Source organism: Paraburkholderia youngii, from assembly GCF_013366925.1.
GTDB classification, from domain to species: Bacteria; Pseudomonadota; Gammaproteobacteria; order Burkholderiales; family Burkholderiaceae; genus Paraburkholderia; species Paraburkholderia youngii.
In genome coordinates this window covers 6,180,373-6,198,753 of sequence record NZ_JAALDK010000001.1, presented here as the reverse complement: position 1 = coordinate 6,198,753, position 18,381 = coordinate 6,180,373, and the positions used below count along the sequence as shown (strand labels likewise).

The following is an 18,381-nucleotide window of genomic DNA, read 5'->3' as shown; positions in this document are numbered from 1 at the left end:
ATCGCGTTCAAGAAGAAGCGAACAGCCATGTCCGGAACCCGAATCACGGACCAGCAGGTCCGCCTCTATATGAGCAAGCGCAAACATCACACTCAGGAAGTCGCTGCTGCCAAATCGGGCATGAGTTCGCGCACGGCACGGCGAATCGAACGCGATGGCCGGTTACCGTCGCAGAAGCCGCATCGCGATTGGCGCACTCGCCCCGATCCATTTGCCGAGGTCTGGGAGAGTGAAGTGCTGCCTCTGCTGCGCAGCGCCCCCGGGCTGAGGGCTATCACGCTGCTGGGCAAACTGCAGGAGACGCATCCGGGCGAGTTTCCTGACAGCATGCGGCGTACGCTGGAGCGACGCGTTAGCCAGTGGCGTGCCCTTGAGGGACCAGGCAAGGAAGTCTTCTTTCCCCAGGAGCATCTGCCTGGCGCACAGGGGCTTTCGGACTTCACCGATATGGGCGGCCTCGGCATCACGATCACCGGCGTGCCGTTCGCCCACCGGCTGTACCACTTTGTGCTCGCGTTCTCGCACTGGGAATACGCCTGTGTCGTCGATGGGGGCGAGAGCTTTGAAGCGCTCTCCCAAGGCTTGCAGAATGCGTTGTGGCAGGCCGGCGGATGCCCACGGGAACACCGCACCGACAGTCTGTCGGCGGCGTTCAGGAATCTGCAGGAACAGGACGACTTCACGGTCCGCTATACCGCGCTGCTCGAGCATTACGGCATGGTCGGCACGCGCAACAACCGCGGGCAGGGCCACGAGAACGGCAGCGTGGAGTCATCGCATCGTCACCTGAAGGAGGCAATCGATCAGGCGTTGATGCTGCGCGGTCATCGCGACTTTGCCGAGCGTGCTGCCTATGACGGGTTCGTTCGCGAAGTCGTCATGCGCCGCAACCGGCGCAATGCTGCTGGATTCAACGTTGAGCGCGAGCATCTGCACGATCTGCCCGAGCGTCGCACGACCGACTTCGTCGAGGAAGAAGCGCGCGTTACCCGCTGTGGCACCTTTTACCGTGCGCGGAATCCTCTACAGCGCACCATCGCGCCTGATCGGCCACCGCCTGCGGGTACGGCTCTATAACGACCGACTCGACTGCTATCTGTCCGGCGCACTGGTGCACAGCACCCAGCGAGGCTCGCGTGTGCCCTACGGCCGCGGCCGCGCCCTCGATTACCGACACTTCATCGATGCACTCAAACGTAAGCCGCAGGCCTTCAGGGGCCTGGCGTTTCGCGACGACCTGTTTCCGCGCGAAGCGTATCGCCGCACCTGGGAGCAGCTTGAGGCAAGACTGGCACAACGCGAAGCCTGCAAGCTCATGGTCGGGCTACTCGAACTGGCCGCGCATCACGGCGTCGAGGCAATCCTGGCCGAACGGCTCGATGCGCTGCTCGCTGCCGGCAAGTTACCCGAGCTGGAGCAGTTGCGTCACGAATTTGCACCGCGTCAGCCCCAGTGTCCCGAAGTGGTGGTTGAGACGCCATCGGCGGCACTCTACGACACGCTGCTCGATGACGAGGTGCCGGTATGAACACCGCTGCTACTTACGATGCCGCCCGTCTGGGGTTGATGCTCAATGAGCTGCGGCTGCCGACCATCGGCCGGCTGTGGCCTGAATTTGCCCAGCGTTCCGACAAGGAAGGCTGGCAGGCCACGCGGCTACTTGGTGCACTGCTCGAACACGAACTCGCCGAGCGCGTGAAACGGCGCATTGAGCGGCACCGCATCGAATCGCATCTGGATCCGACCAAGACGCTCGATACCTTCAACTTCAGCATGGTGCCGATGGTCTCGAAGGCGCACGTCATGGCGCTGGCCAGCGGCGATTCGTGGCTGGAGAAAGGGGCCACGATCCTGTTATTCGGGCCGCCCGGCGGCGGCAAGACACATCTCGGTTCCGCCATCGGCCACGCTCTGATCGACGCCGGTTACCGGGTGCTGTTCACGCGCACCAGCGAATTCGTGCAGAAGCTACAGGTTGCACGCCAGAGCCTGCAGTTGCCGTCGATGCTCGCGAAGTTCGATCATTTCGATCTGATCATCCTCGACGACCTCTCATACGTCCGTAAGGATCAGGCCGAAACCAGCGTGCTGTTCGAGCTGATCGCTGAAAGATATGAGCGGCGCAGCCTTCTGATCACAGCCAACCAGCCGTTCTCCGGCTGGAATGACGTCTTCCCCGACCCGGCCATGACCGTGGCCGCCATCGATCGCCTGGTTCATCACTCGACGATCTTCGAACTGAACGTCGAAAGCTACCGGCGTCGGAACGCCACCGACAACAAGGCAGCACGGCGGCGTCAATTACCGGATCCCGAGCCACAAGGAGCGACAACTATGACCTCTTGAACAGCGACGATTACCCCCGCTGACCGGACAAGATAATTGTCGTTCGGCCGGACTTCATGCTTGACGCTCTACAGGCAGCGGCAAGTCAAACGTGCTCGAGGCGCTAGCAGCGATCTTTTACCAGTTGGAAGTACAGCGTGTTCGACGTAGTTTTCTGCCAGAGGCGCTGGCGACGCAGGAAGATTTGGGGACCCCACATGCCTTCGAACTGGAATACTTGATCAAATTATCGGCTGAAGTACTACCTCTCGATGCGCCGCAGCGCGAGGCTCGGGTGCTTGTGCGCAAAGCCCTCGGCGAATCGCCGCAAGTGATGTGGACAAATTCGGCTGACTTCCCTGGTTTGAGTGAGGGTTTATCGGCGGATGATCCTGTGGGGGAGCGAGAGCGCGACTTTCTCTTGCCTCAACAAGTGCTGGGCTACTCGTCGGGCGAGAACGAGATCCTCAGCCTTCCGTTTTTCAAACTACGCTTTGTCCAGTTCGACGAGTACTGGAACAGCCTAGAAGCTCAACTACAGTACCCAGGTCGCCCGGAAACCCGATTGTCCTATCTCGACAGCGGTTTCAGTCAGGCCATTTTGCTATGCAACCTGCTGTTTCAGGACGAGAAAACGTTACAGCCGTTCCGCGAGGATGTCGGCATCGAGGCTCTGAAGGAGTTTCGAATCGTGATCAGGCGCAGCATTACGGTGTCCGACGAGGTTGCGAACATGTTCGAAGAGAACAATCCCGCGGTGCGCTTGGACGAGCAATCAGGTTTGGCACGCGTCAATTTAATGCATTGGCTGGAATCCACGGATCACACGACGCAGTCTGAGCGCTCCTCATATGTGAACTTTGCCAACTTCGACCCAATCGTGACTCGGCTCAAACGCTGCGCCACACTGAGTTACCGTGACGACGATGCAGACACACTTGTTTTGGACTATTGGGTCAACACGGCGACTCAAGAGGCCTTTAAGGCCAACTTTAAAGATGCGTTAGAGTTATTTCAATCGTTTCAGGTGCTGCTCACACTAAACCTATATGTGGCGAGCGATGCACTCAAGGTTGACCTTTATCGCTCCAGCAGCCACTACGTGAGCGAAACAGTACCAACACTGGCCTCGGATCAGCGCATCATGCGTTTTAAGTTTGTGCGTTTCACCAAGCAGGGCGTGACCGAGCCGATGATGCTCAAGGAGCTCTCTGACGGTGAGCACCAGTTGTTGCACAGCTTGGGACTTTGCTTACTGTTCCGTTATACCAACAGCCTTTTCCTGCTCGATGAGCCGGAAACACACTTTAACCCGGACTGGCGAGCCAACTTCATCAGCCGGCTGCGAGAGTGCTTGCCAGGTGGAAGTGACGTCGGTCAGGAAATGCTGATTACTACGCACACCCCCTTCTTGGTCAGTGACAGCCGACCAGAAAAGGTGCTGGTTTTCAGCAAGGACAGGGCCACGGGCGCTGTAAGCGTTCACCACCCCGACTACAACACTCTGGGCGCATCGATCAACAAGATAACCATGAACACCTTTGGCAAGCGTGACACCATTGGCGCCTACGCACGGGAGATTTTGGACAAACTGCGTGCCCGCTTCACGGAGGGGAACGAAGACCCTTCTGCTTTGATCGAGGAGATCAATCGCGAGCTCGGCGACTCTGTGGAAAAGGTTCTTGTGATCAAGGCCCTCCTCGATAAGGCGGGAGATCGCCAGTTGAAGGGACAGGATTAATGCTGTTTGCCTACATCTATGTGCCTCATCAAATGGAGAAGATGCAAGAGTTCATCGACTTCGTTTTTTACGAGGTGTGGTGCAAAGCACCGATCGGGCTTGAGTTCCATCCCGACCTCTTTAAGGGTAAGCCAGAATTGCAAGGGATCATGTCAGAGTTTGGTTTTGCAGCGCAGGCTCCTGAACGTGGAAAGGAGTTCTACAAGGATGTTAAGGGAATCTATGTTCTCTTCTCCTCATTGTCAGCGCAGGACATAGGGCAGTTCAAACGGTGGTACCAAGGCAACAATAATATCGAGAGCGTTTGCGCGAACGACCCTGCAACACAAGTCGTGCGTTATAGCGACATTCCGGTTACCCACAAAAAGCTGGTTGAACGACTGAGAGCGTTTTTTAAGGATTTGTATTCGAAATCATTGCTTGGTTTGGCAGCGATCAAGGACAAGATCGGCGACATCGATGACCATTACAAGACATTCGTGGCAACCAATAATAAGAAAAAATGTCCATTCTGCGGCGTGAATGATTTGCTCGGTGAATATGCCAGCAAGCGCGAAGCCTATGACCACTACTTACCAAAAGCGCTGTATCCGTTCAATTCGATCAATTTCAGAAATCTAGTTCCGTCCTGCCACCACTGCAATAGTAGCTACAAGACCAGCAAAGACCCGGCACATCCCATAAAAGACCCGGCAGGAGCCTTGCAGCGACGTAAGGTTTTTTACCCTTACGCGATGCAGGCACAAAGCATCGAGATCTCAGTTGAAATCGCACGGACGGATGTTGATGGACTTTGCCCCGAGGACATCGATTTGCAGTTCGGCCCTGCCGCATTGAATGAGGAAATCTTGACTTGGCGGGACGTCTACGGGATCGACGAGCGTTATAAAGATAAGTTATGTGGACCAGACGCAAAGGACTGGATTGAGCAATTCAGAATATTAAATCGAAGAAGCAAGATTACGGCAGATGAATACCTTGAGGACATTGATACCTTGGATAAGTTTGCCAACAGCAATTTCTTGAAATCAGCCTTCGTTAGAGCATGCAAGAACAAAGGACTATTGCAAACACTTGAGAAATACAAGAATTGATCGCCCAGATACTTAAGAGGTCGAAGTGCCGAACATCGCCGCGTAGTGATTCGATCGGGAAGTCAGCTGGACATCGAGTCCCTGCACCGGTCAGTAGTTTGCGGGTGTAGGTGACCCAACATTTAGGCGGTTGCCTCGGCTTCCATCGACCCTCTAGGAATACCGGTTTCCGTATGCGGAACGCTTCTCGGGGCGCCACAGAGTGAAACGACACGCGCCGGATTTTTCGTAATTTCTAGGGTGGCTGGGCGGTGCCGCGTCAAGCCACGGTGAGCGCCTCTTGAGGAAGTGTTGCCGGAAAGCAACGGCAACGCGATGCATTGATACCAGTTTCACTCGTTGTGGTGCCATTTCAAGATCGACATCAATTGGGCGAACCACGACGAAAGCGAGCGTTTGCTGATACGCGGCGGGGACAACATTGGGGGCATTTTGCGAAAACTTGTCAAGGTTATTCATGTAATTCAAAAGGTTGGTTGATTAGTTCGATCCTCCTCCTCACAAAATAGCCGTACGCGATGCTCACCGCAATCCAGTGACGAGCGATGCCATCTTTCACCGACAAGGCCTGCATTATCGAAGACAGGGAGCCGCCTGGCTTCCGCGGGCAGCGATTGGCTACACAACTGGGAGAGCAGCGAGGTAGCACGCAACGTTTGAACGTGACAGCCTCGATTGAATACCCAGGTGACGAGGCCAACTATCCAGCCAATACGCATTTGCTATCCAAATAATCGGACGACGCCTGGATAACCCAGCGATCGGGCGCAAACCCCGTCGGACGCGGCTTCCGGCGCGCCGATTTTGCGCATTCAGGCGAAAATCCGTCTATGCAAACGTTTGCCGATGCGCCACGTCTGCTACGCTAACGCTTTCGTAGGTCGCGTAACTAACGGTACTGCCGGGACGCGGCCGCCTCTTCACGCGCCACCTTCAGCGCAAGCCAAAAACCAAAAACGCATGCCGACGCGCGGACCGAACAACGTGATTGCGATCAGCGTCTTGCTGGCCGGCGCGATCCTCGCGATCGCCGTGTCGCTGCTCGCACAAATGCGCGAAGATGCGTTGCGCCGCGCGCAAGACTCCATCGGCAACATATCCCTGCTGGTCCAGCGTGACGTGTCGCGCAATCTCGAGATCTATGACCTGTCGTTGCGCGCGGTGATCGACGGACTGAAGCAGCCGGGCGTCCTCGATCTGCCGCCGGCGATCCGCCAGATGGTGCTGTTCGACGGCTCGATCAGCGCACAGGACATGGGCTCGGTATTCGTGCTCGACGAGAACGGCAACGTGCGTTTCGATTCACGCGCATGGCCGCCGCGCGAACAGAGCCATGCCGACCGCGACTACTTCAAGACACAGCGCGCTTCGCCCGACGTCGGGCTGTACATCGGCCGCCCGTTCAGCCGGAACGGCACCGACGAGGACCTGCGCATCGCGCTCAGCCGGCGCATCTCGAGGCCGGACGGCAGCTTCGGTGGCGTGGTGGTCGGCACGCTGCGGCTCACGTATTTCCATCGGCTGTTCGACGGCATGAAGCTCGGGCCGAGCGGCTCGATGGCATTGATGCTCAGCGACGGCACGATGCTGATGCGCCGTCCTTACGACCCGAAAACGATCGGCATCAACCTGACCGGCACGGCCAACTTCTCGCGCTTCGTCAAGCAGCCGAGCGGCGACTTCTTCGGCACCGCGGCGATCGACCGTGTCGAGCGCTGGTACGCGTTCCGCCATATCGACGGCTTTCCGCTGATCCTCGACGTCGCGCTGTCCACGCGCGACATCTACGTCCAATGGCGGCGGCGCGCATGGGTCATCGGCACGCTGATCGTCGCGCTCGACGTGACGATCATCGCGCTCGCGATCCTGTTCTCACGCCAGTTGCGTCTGCGCCGCGCGGCCGAGGAAGAGCTGCGCGAACTGGCGCGCACGGACGGGCTGACCGGCCTGAACAACCGCCGCACCTTCGAGGAACACGTGAACGACGAATGGCGACGCGCACAGCGCAACGGCAGGCCGCTGTCGCTGCTGCTGATCGATGTCGACAACTTCAAGGGCTTCAACGACCTGTACGGTCATTCGGCCGGCGACGAAGCGCTGATTGGCGTCGCGCGCTGCATCGCGCAGAACGCGCGGCGTCCGGGCGACACGGCCGCCCGCTTCGGCGGCGAGGAGTTCGCGGTGCTGCTGCCGGACACGGATGCGACGGGCGCGCAGCGGATCGCCGAGCAGATCCGCGCGGCGGTGCAGGCGCTGCAATGCCGCCACGTGGCCAGCACGCATCACGTGCTGACGGTGAGTGCCGGAGCAGTAACGGCGCAGGACGCGGCGTTCGCGACCAGCCGCGCACTCGTCGACGCCGCCGACCAGGCGCTGTATCGCGCGAAGGATGCCGGCCGCAATCGAGTGATGGCCTACGGCGCGGCGACGGACAACTCCTCGCGGGCCGGCTCCGCGGTGACGCCGGACATCGACGCGCGCGGCGCGAAGTGACGCGCACCCGGGCCGTGCTTGTCGGCCCGCTTCATGGCCCGCTTCATAGCCTGCTTGCCAGCCCTTATTGCTCTCCGTAAACTCGCGCGTAATTTCGCCGGACCCACGCCGCAGCGCGTGATCGGCACACACCACGCCGACCCAGAGGAGAATCCCCGCGATGGCCGCATCCTATTTCCCCCGCTGGCGCCGCCAGCCTGCCGCCGCCGAGGGCGGCATCGTCGGCATCGACGAGAGGCTCGGGTGGCCGCAGATGTTCGCGATGGGCGTCCAGCACGTCGTCGCGATGTTCGGCTCGACGGTGCTCGCGCCGCTGCTGATGGGCTTCGATCCGAATCTGGCCATCTTCATGTCGGGGATCGGCACGCTGCTGTTCTTCGTGCTCGTCGGCGGGCGCGTGCCGAGCTATCTCGGTTCGAGCTTCGCGTTCATCGGTCTCGTGATCGCGGTCACCGGCTACGGCGGACACGGAGCGAATCCGAACATTCCGGTCGCGTTGGGCGGCATCATCGCGTGCGGTGTTGCGTACGGGGTGATCGGTCTGATCGTGGCGGCGGTGGGAACGGGCTGGATAGAAACGCTGATGCCGCCGGTCGTGACCGGCGCGATCGTCTGCGTGATCGGTCTGAACCTCGCGCCGATCGCCGTGCATGGCGTGAGCGGCAGCAATTTCGAGTCGTGGATGGCGCTCGTCACGGTGCTGTGCGTCGGCGCGGTCGCGGTATTCACGCGCGGCATGCTGCAGCGTCTCTTGATCCTGGTCGGCCTGCTGCTCGCCTACGTCATCTACGCGATCGTCACGAACGGCCTCGGCATGGGCAAGCCGATCGATTTCTCGATCGTCGCGAACGCCGCGTGGTTCGGTATGCCGCACTTCATGTCGCCGGTGTTCGACCCGCACGCGATGACGCTGCTCGCGCCGATCGCGGTGATCCTCGTCGCGGAAAACCTCGGCCACATCAAGGCGGTCAGCGCGATGACTGGCCAGAACCTCGACCGCTACATCGGCCGCGCGTTTCTCGGCGACGCGCTCGCCACGATCGTATCGGGCTTCGCGGGCGGCACCGGCGTGACAACGTACGCGGAAAACATCGGCGTGATGGCGGTCACGAAGATCTATTCGACGCTGGTGTTCGTGATCGCCGCGTTGATCGCGCTCGTGCTCGGCTTCTCGCCGAAGTTCGGCGCGGTGATCCAGACGATTCCGGGACCGGTGCTGGGCGGCGTGTCGATCGTCGTGTTCGGCCTGATCGCGGTGACGGGCGCACGCATCTGGGTCGTCAACAAAGTCGACTTCTCCGATAACCGCAACCTGATCGTCGCGGCAGTCACACTCGTGCTCGGCGCCGGCGACTTCTCGCTGAAGCTCGGCAGCTTCGGGCTCGGCGGCATCGGCACCGCGACGTTCGGCGCGATCATTCTGTACGCGCTGTTGAGAAGGAAGCCAACGCAAGGGCCGGTGGCCTGAGCTTCTTCTACCGGCACCGGCGTTTCGAGCGCCGGTGCCGAGCCTGATCCAGCAGCGACCTCCTACCTTTTGCGCGCGGTCAGCGCCGTCTCCGACAGATCCACTTCACGCATCAGCTTGTTCATCGTCTCGTCGTTGATGCGCTGGGTGTCGCGCAAATCGAGCAGCGTCTTGCGCTCGGCACGCATCGCCGCGAGCTTCATGCGGAATTCGAGCGCATCGGCACGGCGCGCGAGTTCGCGTGGCGCCTGGTCGTCGTCGAGTGACGCGAGGCGGCGTCGGTACAGGTCCATCACGCGCGCAGTCACGTCGGTTGCATAGGCCTGAGCCGATTCATCGAGGTCCGCGCACTCGGTGTCGTGCAGATGATCGATCGCGCGAATCGCCGATTGAGCGGCCAGCGTGCGCGCGAGCGCTTCCTCGGCCGCGTGCGGGTCCTTGCCGCGCCGCCAGCCGCGCAGCAGCAGCGGCAACGCGGCCACCGCCACCAGCAGCGACAGCAGGATCACGCCCGACGCGATGAAGATCGCGAGATCGCGTCCCGGCAGCGGCGTGCCGTTCGGCAGCACCTCCGGCAGCGACAGCACGCCCGCGAGCGTCACCGCGCCGCGCACCCCGGCCACGGTTGTCACCGACACCATGCGCAACCCCGGCACCGCGTTCGCGACACCATGTTTCGTCGCGCCGCGGCTAGCGAACCAGCGCAGCAGCCACACCCACGCGAAGCGCATCGCATATAGCGCGAGCGCCACCGCAACGATATAGCCAATCAGCAGCACGACTTGCGCGTCGTTGGTTTCATGCGCATCGAGCAGCGCGCGGCCGAGGATGTGCGGAAACTGCAGGCCGAGCATGATGAACACCATGCCGTTGAACACGAACTCGATCATCGTCCACGTGCTCGTGGCCCGCACGCGCGAGGCGACCTGCCACTTCTCCATGATGCTTGCGTAATTCATCATCATGCCGGCCGCGACCGCCGCGAGAATGCCCGACAGCTCGAAGCGCTCGGCGGTCAGATAGGCGGCGAACGGAATCAGCAGCGTCATCACGACGCCGGGCGCGGGATCGCCTTCCTCCGTGAGATTCAGGAAACGCGCGGACACGAAGCTGAACACCGCGCTCACCGCTGCACCGACCGCGAGGCCGCCCACCGCGATGATCACGAAGCTAACCGACGCCGCACGCAGCGAGAACGTCCCGGTCAGCGCGGCGGCGATCGCGAACTTCAGCGCGACGAGGCCAGACGCGTCGTTCATCAGCGCCTCGCCTTCGAGGATATGCATCAGCTGCCCCGGAATCTTGCCCTTGCCGGCGATACCGGACAACGCGACCGCGTCGGTCGGCGACAGCACCGCGGCGAGCGCGAACGCGACCGGCAGCGAGATCTGCGGTACCAGCACGTGCACGAAGTGACCGACGACCAGCACCGTCATGAACACGAGGCCGAGCGCGAGCATCAGGATCGCGCGGCGCGCCATGAAGAACTCGCGCTTCGGAATGCGCCAGCCATCCGCGAACAGCAGCGGCGGAATGAACAGCAGCATGAAGATTTCCGGATCGAACGCGACGTGCAAATCGAGGCGAGGCCACGCGAGCATCGCGCCGATCGCGATCTGCACGAGCGGCAACGGCAGCTTGAACGGCAGTGCGCGGGTCAGCACGCCGGACGCGGCGACGGCCAGTAGCAGGATCAGAACGGTGAAGACAATTTCCATCGTGTATTCCGGGTGGATGAAGGGGGGCCATCCGCGCACCGCAACGGTGCGCGCCACGCCCCCGGGCGGCGCACGAACGCTGTCGCCGGTGCAATCTTTCGGGCGAATTACAGCACAGTGTGCGCCAGCGTGCGCATGGAGCTTGCTTAACCGGTAACGATGACGCACATTTTGAGAGACGGTGTCGGTCTCGTTGCCGTTCCCGTTCTGACCGACCGGTTCTCGCGTGAGAGGATTGCATGACGATTGCGCAACAGGACAGGGCGGCGGGCGTGCCGCACGGCTTCGAGGTCGAGGTGACCTCGGGCCTTCGACGCTATTCGGTGCAGCACGGCGATCTGACGCTGACTAGCGTATTCCAGCCGATCTTCAGTCTGTCGCACTTGCGCGCGGTCGGCTACGAGGGCTTGCTGCGCGCACACGACGCGCTCGATCGCGCGGTGTCGCCGCTCGACGTATTCGGCGACGCCGCGCGCCTCGGCGACGCGCTGCAGATCGACCGGCTCGCGCAGACGCTGCATCTGGAGAACTTCAAGGTGCTCGGCGCGGAGCGCGAATGGTTGTTCCTGAACGTGCATCCGGGCGTGCTGACCGACCCGTATCTCGCGGCCGCTTTGCTCGCGAATCTGCGGCGGCTAGATCTGTCGCCGCGGCGCGTCGTGCTCGAAGTGCTCGAGCAGAGCGCCGAAGATCTCGATCGACTCGCCGACGCGGTGCGCGAGTTCCGCGAGCGCGGCTTCCTGATCGCGCTCGACGATTTCGGCGCCGGCCATTCGAACATCGAGCGGATCTGGCAACTGAATCCCGACATCGTGAAGCTCGACCGCATCATGCTGTCGCACGCCGCGCATCGCGCCGACATGGCGACGATCCTGCCGGGGCTCGTGTCGCTGCTGCATGAAGCAGGCAAGCTCGTGCTGATCGAGGGCGTCGAAACCGAGCACGAAGCGCAGATGGCGCTCGCCTGCAATGCGGACTTCGTGCAGGGGTTTTTCTTCGGCCGGCCGAGTCCGGGTATTGCCGATGCGATCCACACGGCGATTTGCATCGGCGAAGTCACCGAGCGTTATCGCGAGCAGGCCGAGGCACGCGAGCGGCGCAGCGCGAGCCGGCTCGCGCCGTATCTGCGCGCGTTCGAGCGCGCCGCGGAGCGTCTCGCCGCTGGTGAGCCGCTCGACGAGGTGTGCTGGAATTTCCTCGCGCTCGATCACGCGGCGCGCTGTTTTCTGCTCGATGCGAAGGGCCGCCAGGCGGGCCGCAACGTCGTGCTGCGCGCCGATCGCGCGGCGCAGGAAACGCGCTTCCTGCCGCTCGCCGACGCGCAGGGCGCGAACTGGCTGCGTCGGCCGTACTTCAGCGTCGCGATCAATGCGCCGGAGCGCGTGCACGTGACACGGCCGTATCTGTCGATCAACGAGGCGTTGCCGTGCGTGACGCTGTCGGTGGCGACGCGCGTCGGCAGCGAGACCTGTGTGCTGTGCGGCGATATCGACTGGGTCGAGGAAGAACGCGACGCGCGCATCTGACATGATGTCGCTTTAATCGAAATCAGGTTGCGCTCATGTCCGTGCTGCTCGAAGTGATTGCCACGACCGTCGCCGATGCGCGTGCGGCCGCGCAAGCCGGTGCCGACCGTCTCGAACTCGTGACCGCGATGGGCGAGGGCGGTTTGACGCCGAGTGTGGGCTTGATCGAGGCAGTGGTAGCCGCGGTTGGCATACCCGTGAACGTGATCGTGCGGCCGCATAGCCGCTCGTTCGTCTACGACGCCGACGACTACGCGGTGATGCTGCGCGACATCCGTGCGGTGAAGGCGGCCGGCGCGAACGGCATCGTGATCGGCATGCTCGATGCCGAGCGCACGATCGACCGCGACGGTCTCGCGCGCGCGTGCGAAGCTGCCGATGGACTCGCGATCACGTTCCATCGCGCGTTCGACGAGGCGCGCGATCTACGCGAAGCGCTCGACGTACTGCTCGGCTTCGAGGCGGTGACGAATGTGTTGACGTCGGGCGGAAAGCCGTCGGTGCTGCAGGCGCAAGCCGTGGTCAGCGAACTGGTGCGGCAGGCTGACGGCTCGCCTTGCACGGTGCTCGCCGGTGCCGGCTTGACGGTCGATGCGGTCGCGGACTTCGTCAGCAACACGCACGTCGAGGCCGTCCATTTCGGCTCCGGCGTGCGCGTGAACGGCAACGGACTCGCGCCCGTCGATCCGGTGAAGGTGATGCAGGTGCGGGCGCTGCTCGACGCGACTTGAGCCGAACAGCGCAACGAACCTACTTACTTCGCGACCACCACTGGAATGCCGCGCAACTGCCCGGCGCCTTTCATTTCCTCGAGCGACTTCTTCACCGCGACACCGGTCGCCGCATCGATGCCGAGGCGTGCGGCGAGGTCGCGCTCGCCACGCTTGACGCCCGCCAGATTGGCCAGCTTCACGTGCCCATAGCCGCGCACGCGCGCGTGCAGTTCTGCGAGTTTCGCGACGTCGTCGAGATGGCTCGCGTCGAGTTTCGCCAGCGCGCGTTGCAGCGTGGTTTCGTAATCGCCCGCGAGCTCGCGCTCCATCTTGCGCTCGAGCGTGCGGCCGAACGGATCGAGCGCCGTGCCGCGCAGACCGCGCCATTTCGCGAGCAGGCCGAGCACGGGCCACATCCACTGACCATAGGTCTTCTTCGTGGGCACGGCACCGGGCTGCGCGCGCGTAAGCGTCGGCGGCGCGAGGTTGAAGCGGATCGTGAAGTCCTTGCCTGCGACACCCTCGAACTGCGCTTCGAGCGCATCGCGGAACGCGGCATCCGTATGCAGACGCGCGACTTCGTACTCATCCTTCACCGCGAGCAGCCGATAGAACGTCGTCGCGACCGCGCGCGTCACACGCTCGCTCGCCGCATCGACGGCGGTTTCCGCGCGCCGTGCCGCATCGACGAGCGCGCGATAGCGCTTCACATAAGTCGCGCCACCATACGCGAGCAGACGTGCTTCGCGATGCGCGATCAGCTCGTCGAGCGTATCGACTCGCACGCTCGGCTTCGGCGCATGTCGCGACTGCCACAGCGATTCGAGCGCGGCGGGATCGGCCGCGGCCATGCGCCCGATCGAGAACGCGAGTTGATTCATCTGCACCGCGACGTTGTTCAGTTCGATCGCGCGCATCATCGCGGCGAACGACACCGGCACCAGACCGAGTTGCCATGCGAAGCCGAGCATCAGAATGTTCGCGCCGATCGTATCGCCGAGAAAACGCGTTGCGAGCGCTTGCGCGTCGCACGTTGACATGCGCTCTGCACCCGCCGCGTGACGCATCTTGTCGATCAGCGCATCGGCATGCAGCGTCGCGTCGGGGTTCTGCACGAAGCTCGCGTTCGGAATCGCATGCGTGTTGACGACGATGCGCGTGCGGCCATGCCGCACCGTCTGCAGTGCATCGGCACTCGCGCCGACCACCATGTCGCAGGCGAGCAGCACGTCGGCCTGCTGCGTGTCGATGCGCACCTGGTTCAGCCATTCGTCGCGCGCGGCGAAACGCACGAACGACAGCACCGAGCCGCCCTTTTGCGCGAAGCCCATGAAGTCGAGCACCGACGCGCTCTTGCCTTCGAGGTGCGCGGCCATGCTGATCAATGCGCCGACCGTCACGACACCGGTGCCGCCGACTCCGGTGACGAGGATGTCGTACGGCGCGGCATCGAGTGGCGTCGCGGGAGTCGGCAACGCGTTGACGTGGGCAGCGAGCGCCTGCGGATCGAAGGCGACGCCCGCGGCTTTTTTCAATGTGCCGCCTTCGACGGTGACGAAGCTCGGGCAAAAGCCGTTCACGCACGAGTAGTCCTTGTTGCACGACGACTGATCGATGCGGCGCTTGCGACCGAGCGCGGTTTCCACCGGTTCCACCGACAAACAGTTCGACTGCACGCCGCAATCGCCGCAGCCTTCGCAGACTTCTTCGTTGATGAAGAGCCGCTTGTTCGGATCGGGGAATTCGCCTTTCTTGCGACGCCGGCGTTTTTCGGCCGCGCAGGTCTGGTCGTAGATCAGCACGGTCACGCCGTCGGTGTCGCGCAACTCGCGCTGCACGGTGTCCAGCTCGCTGCGATGGTGAAACGTCGTGCCCTGCGGAAACTGGCCGTGATGACCGTCGTATTTCTCGGGCTCGTCGCTGACCACGACGAAGCGCGACACGCCTTCGGCTTCGACCTGTCGCGCGATCTGCGGCACCGAGATGCTGCCGTCGACGGGTTGACCGCCCGTCATCGCGACCGCGTCGTTATAGAGGATCTTGTAGGTGATCGTCGCTTTCGCGGCGACCGCCTGGCGAATCGCGAGAATGCCCGAGTGAAAGTAGGTGCCGTCGCCGAGATTCTGGAACACGTGGCGGGTCTTCGTGAACATCGAATGCGCGGCCCAGTCGACGCCTTCGCCGCCCATCTGAATCAGTCCGGTCGTGTCGCGCTCCATCCACGACGCCATGAAATGACAGCCGATGCCGGCCTGCGCGATCGAACCGTCCGGCACTTTCGTCGACGTGTTGTGCGGACAGCCGGAGCAGAAGTACGGCGTGCGCTTCACGCTGTCCGCCGCGTTCGACAGGATCTGCGGCGCGACCAGATCGACGACGCGTTCGCGGCGATCGAGCGCCGGCTTGTGCTTCGCGAGCCAGTTCGCGAACACCGGCAGAATGCGCGACGGCCGCAATTCGCCGAGCGACGACAGCAGCAACGTGCCATCTTCGGCGTGCTTGCCGATCACGACCGGCCGCGTGCCTTGCGTGCGGTTGTACAGATAGTCCTTGATCTGCTGCTCGATGACGGGGCCCTTCTCTTCGATCACGAGCACTTCGGACAGACCCGACACGAACGCGTCGATGCGCGTCATCTCCAGCGGAAACGACAGCCCGACCTTGTAGATGCGCACGCCGGCCGCGTCGAGATCGGCGACGGTCAGATCGAGCCGGCGCAGCGCTTCCATCAAATCGAGATGCGCCTTGCCGCACGTGACGATGCCGACGTTCGCGTGCGGGCTCGGCGCGATCCATTTGTCGATGCTGTTGATGCGCGCAAACTGGCGCACCGCGTCGAGCTTCGCGTGCAGACGCGCTTCGATCGTCAGGCTCGGCAGATCGGGCCAGCGGTTGTGCAAACCGCCGGCTGGTGCTTCGAATTCCTGCGGAGGTGTCCATTCGGTTTGCAGCGCGTCGAGATCGACGGTCGAGCCCGATTCGACGGTCTCCGAAATCGCCTTGTAGCCGACCCACGCGCCCGAGAAGCGCGACAACGCCCAGCCGTACAGGCCGAACTCGAGCATGTCCGCGATGTTCGACGGATTCACCACCGGCATATGCCACGCCATCATCGCGAAGTCGCTCTGATGGGGCATCGACGACGACACGCAGCCGTGATCGTCGCCGGCGACCACCAGCACGCCGCCGTGCGGCGACGAGCCGTACGCGTTGCCATGCTTCAGCGCATCGCCCGCGCGGTCGACGCCCGGGCCCTTGCCGTACCACATCGCGAATACGCCATCGACGGTACGCTCGGGATCGGCTTCGACGCGCTGCGTGCCGAGCACGGCGGTGCCGCCGAGTTCTTCGTTGATCGCGGGCAGAAAGCGGATGTCGCTCGCGGTGAGCAGTTTTTTCGCCTTCCACAACTGCTGATCGACCATGCCGAGCGGCGAGCCGCGATAGCCGCTGATGAAGCCGGCGGTGTTCAGGCCGCGGGTTTTGTCGAGCGCGCGCTGCATCAGAGGGAGGCGCACGAGCGCCTGAGTGCCGGTCAGAAAGATCCGGCCGCGCGTCGCGGTGAGATTGTCGGAAAGCTTGTAGTCGGCGAGAGCGGGCGTGCCGTCGATGGGCAAGCGAGCGGTCATGGGGGAGTCTCCAATGTTCTGGCTCGGCGCGCGGGTGGTGGGGTCACCGATACCGCGCAGCGAAAGAGACTCTATTTTTTAGCGCTCGCGGGAGTGAATTATTGCTTCTTTAATCGGGCGTGCGCGAATGGGCGCGATGACTCGCGCGTTTCGGCCCGCTTTTGAGCCGGATTTGCCAGGCGGCGGCGCGCTTCGGGTATGCCCTGGGTATCGTGGGGCGTCGAATGGGACTGTGGCTATTGCTACTGCGCGGTGTTCGCCGCGATGTCCGGTTGGAGCGGCGCCGCATCGAGCGGCACGATCTCGTCGAAGTGCGAATAGTCGATGTGGCTCACGCCGTCTTGCTCGCTCATGATGTCGACGAACCGGTGCTGCCAGACGATCTGGTCGCAGGTCCACATGTGGCGCGCCTGCATGGTTTGCGACGTCGATTCGTCGATGCCTTCGAGCGTGAGCAGCAGCGACACGTCGCGGCCCTTCAATGATTCGGCGTTTTCGCCGAACAGCGGACTCGCTTCGTCGATGATGTGCATCAGCGTCCAGCCGAGCTTGAACACCGGGTGCTGGTCGCGTACCAGCGTGAGGTCGTAGAGCTTGCGCAGCGTAAAGCCTTCGATCGACGTCTCCAGACGCATGATGCGCAGCCGCGCGCGTGCCTCGGCGATCACGTTTTGACGCGCGTTGGCCGAGCGCACCATCAACGTCATGCGGCCGTCGATCGGCCGGATCACCGCATAGCGCGCGAACATGATCTTCGCGTGCGGCCGCGAAAAGCGCGCGAAGATCAGCCCGGTCGCCAACGCGATGCTGGACATGCCGATGAAGATTTCGAGCGTCGCGATCCAGTGCGCGTAGACGGTTTGCGGATGCATGTCGCCGTAGCCGACCGTCGCGAGCGTTTCGACGCTAAAAAAGAACGCGCCGCCGAAGCCCTTCGGAAACTGATTCGCAATCGGCGCGTCGCCGAGCATGTAGAGCACGGCGAACACGGTGTTGAGCAGCAGAAACAGCAGCGCGAGCGACACGAAGAACACCGGCCAGCGCACGCCGAGCGCGCGGTGATACAGGTCTTGCCACAACGGCGTCGGCATACCGTGCGCGATCACCATGCGATCGTCGAGACGCATTTCGCGGCTGCCGCGCGGGTGGCGCCTCGGCGCGCTCGTGTCGGTGTCGGGGTCGCCGAGCGTGGAAAAACGGTCTGACGGTTCGCTTGCCATCACGCGCTCGTGGGGATCGATACAGGTACAGCGTAGCATGGCGTGAGACTCATGCAATTGACTAGAACGTGCCGATCAGCTTGATTTCCCTCGTAACTAGCACGGTATTGACGAAGGCTATATTTTTATTCAAAAAAGCTATCTCTATTTAAAATGTTTTCGAGATAATAAAATATCTTGGTTTGTTTTGGATTTGCTGTATGATTTCTAAATCAAAATATGATCGAGATAATCTAATATGTCGTAGAATAAAAATGCTGCTGTCGACTACTTGCAATTGAATGCAAGACCAGTAAGCCGTGGAGAATGCGCCCGGTACGTTAGAGAAGCAATTGAACGAGGCGGAATTGTATTGGCCCGCACACGGTCCGCGAAAGACTACGGGCTTTCGCTGGCTCACGCTGGGTTTCGCGCGGTATCGACTGCCTCTCTCCAAAAAGGCGATGTAATCGCG

At 62.1% G+C, this 18,381-nt stretch carries 9 protein-coding genes and 2 pseudogenes; 8 read left to right on the top strand and 3 right to left on the bottom strand.

The features are described 5' to 3' along the window. Nucleotides 1-27: 27 nt before the first annotated feature. The 6 genes and pseudogenes from istA to G5S42_RS28225 all read left to right on the top strand — a co-directional run bounded on the left by istA (nt 28) and on the right by G5S42_RS28225 (nt 9,121). Nucleotides 28-1,528: pseudogene (gene istA, locus G5S42_RS28250) on the top strand (IS21 family transposase). Further along, nucleotides 1,525-2,346 (top strand): IS21-like element helper ATPase IstB, encoded by an 822-nt coding sequence (gene istB, locus G5S42_RS28245; RefSeq protein ID WP_176109753.1) that lies wholly within the window; start codon nt 1,525-1,527, stop codon nt 2,344-2,346. The pseudogene istA and the gene istB overlap by 4 nt, the downstream one beginning before the upstream one ends. A gap of 85 nt (nt 2,347-2,431) precedes the next feature. Further along, nucleotides 2,432-4,066 (top strand): annotated as a pseudogene (locus G5S42_RS28240) (restriction system-associated AAA family ATPase); the annotation flags it as partial. Continuing rightward, nucleotides 4,066-5,160, top strand: coding sequence for an HNH endonuclease (locus tag G5S42_RS28235; RefSeq protein WP_176109751.1), 1,095 nt, complete (start codon nt 4,066-4,068; stop codon nt 5,158-5,160). The pseudogene G5S42_RS28240 and the gene G5S42_RS28235, both read left to right, overlap by 1 nt. 960 nt (nt 5,161-6,120) lie before the next feature. Further along, entirely contained in the window at nt 6,121-7,653 is a 1,533-nt protein-coding gene (locus tag G5S42_RS28230) for a sensor domain-containing diguanylate cyclase (RefSeq protein WP_176109750.1), read from the top strand. A gap of 160 nt (nt 7,654-7,813) precedes the next feature. Continuing rightward, nucleotides 7,814-9,121, top strand: a complete 1,308-nt coding sequence (locus G5S42_RS28225) for a solute carrier family 23 protein (RefSeq protein ID WP_176109749.1) — start codon at nt 7,814-7,816, stop codon at nt 9,119-9,121. A gap of 62 nt (nt 9,122-9,183) precedes the next feature. Here the strand turns inward: G5S42_RS28225 and G5S42_RS28220 are convergent, their stop codons facing one another. Further along, nucleotides 9,184-10,839 (bottom strand): Na+/H+ antiporter, encoded by a 1,656-nt coding sequence (locus G5S42_RS28220; RefSeq protein WP_176109748.1) that lies wholly within the window; start codon nt 10,837-10,839, stop codon nt 9,184-9,186. Nucleotides 10,840-11,078: 239 nt separating this feature from the next. On the opposite strand from G5S42_RS28220, the gene G5S42_RS28215 reads away from it, so the two are divergent. Together G5S42_RS28215 and G5S42_RS28210 are read left to right on the top strand one after the other, a co-directional pair. After that, on the top strand, nt 11,079-12,365 hold the full coding sequence (locus G5S42_RS28215; protein ID WP_176109747.1) for an EAL domain-containing protein: 1,287 nt from the start codon (nt 11,079-11,081) through the stop codon (nt 12,363-12,365). Nucleotides 12,366-12,400: 35 nt separating this feature from the next. After that, entirely contained in the window at nt 12,401-13,096 is a 696-nt protein-coding gene (locus tag G5S42_RS28210) for a copper homeostasis protein CutC (protein WP_176109746.1), read from the top strand. Between the two features lie 23 nt (nt 13,097-13,119). Here the strand turns inward: G5S42_RS28210 and G5S42_RS28205 are convergent, their stop codons facing one another. Further along, nucleotides 13,120-16,707 carry an indolepyruvate ferredoxin oxidoreductase family protein gene (locus G5S42_RS28205; RefSeq protein ID WP_176109745.1) on the bottom strand — a complete coding sequence of 1,196 codons (3,588 nt, stop codon included), beginning with the start codon at nt 16,705-16,707 and terminating at the stop codon, nt 13,120-13,122. Between the two features lie 242 nt (nt 16,708-16,949). Continuing rightward, a complete protein-coding gene (locus G5S42_RS28200) occupies nt 16,950-17,927 on the bottom strand; it encodes an ion channel (protein WP_176109744.1) in 978 nt (325 codons plus the stop codon). Between the last annotated feature and the right edge of the window lie 454 nt (nt 17,928-18,381).

What these genes read in the sequence shown, in the direction of transcription:
- G5S42_RS28205 (WP_176109745.1), bottom strand. Translation starts at nt 16,707, where the DNA reads ATGACCGCTCGCTTGCCCATCGACGGCACGCCCGCTCTCGCCGACTAC.
- G5S42_RS28200 (WP_176109744.1), bottom strand. Translation starts at nt 17,927, where the DNA reads ATGGCAAGCGAACCGTCAGACCGTTTTTCCACGCTCGGCGACCCCGAC.
- G5S42_RS28220 (WP_176109748.1), bottom strand. Translation starts at nt 10,839, where the DNA reads ATGGAAATTGTCTTCACCGTTCTGATCCTGCTACTGGCCGTCGCCGCG.
- istB (WP_176109753.1), top strand. Translation starts at nt 1,525, where the DNA reads ATGAACACCGCTGCTACTTACGATGCCGCCCGTCTGGGGTTGATGCTC.
- G5S42_RS28235 (WP_176109751.1), top strand. Translation starts at nt 4,066, where the DNA reads ATGCTGTTTGCCTACATCTATGTGCCTCATCAAATGGAGAAGATGCAA.
- G5S42_RS28225 (WP_176109749.1), top strand. Translation starts at nt 7,814, where the DNA reads ATGGCCGCATCCTATTTCCCCCGCTGGCGCCGCCAGCCTGCCGCCGCC.
- G5S42_RS28210 (WP_176109746.1), top strand. Translation starts at nt 12,401, where the DNA reads ATGTCCGTGCTGCTCGAAGTGATTGCCACGACCGTCGCCGATGCGCGT.
- G5S42_RS28230 (WP_176109750.1), top strand. Translation starts at nt 6,121, where the DNA reads ATGCCGACGCGCGGACCGAACAACGTGATTGCGATCAGCGTCTTGCTG.
- G5S42_RS28215 (WP_176109747.1), top strand. Translation starts at nt 11,079, where the DNA reads ATGACGATTGCGCAACAGGACAGGGCGGCGGGCGTGCCGCACGGCTTC.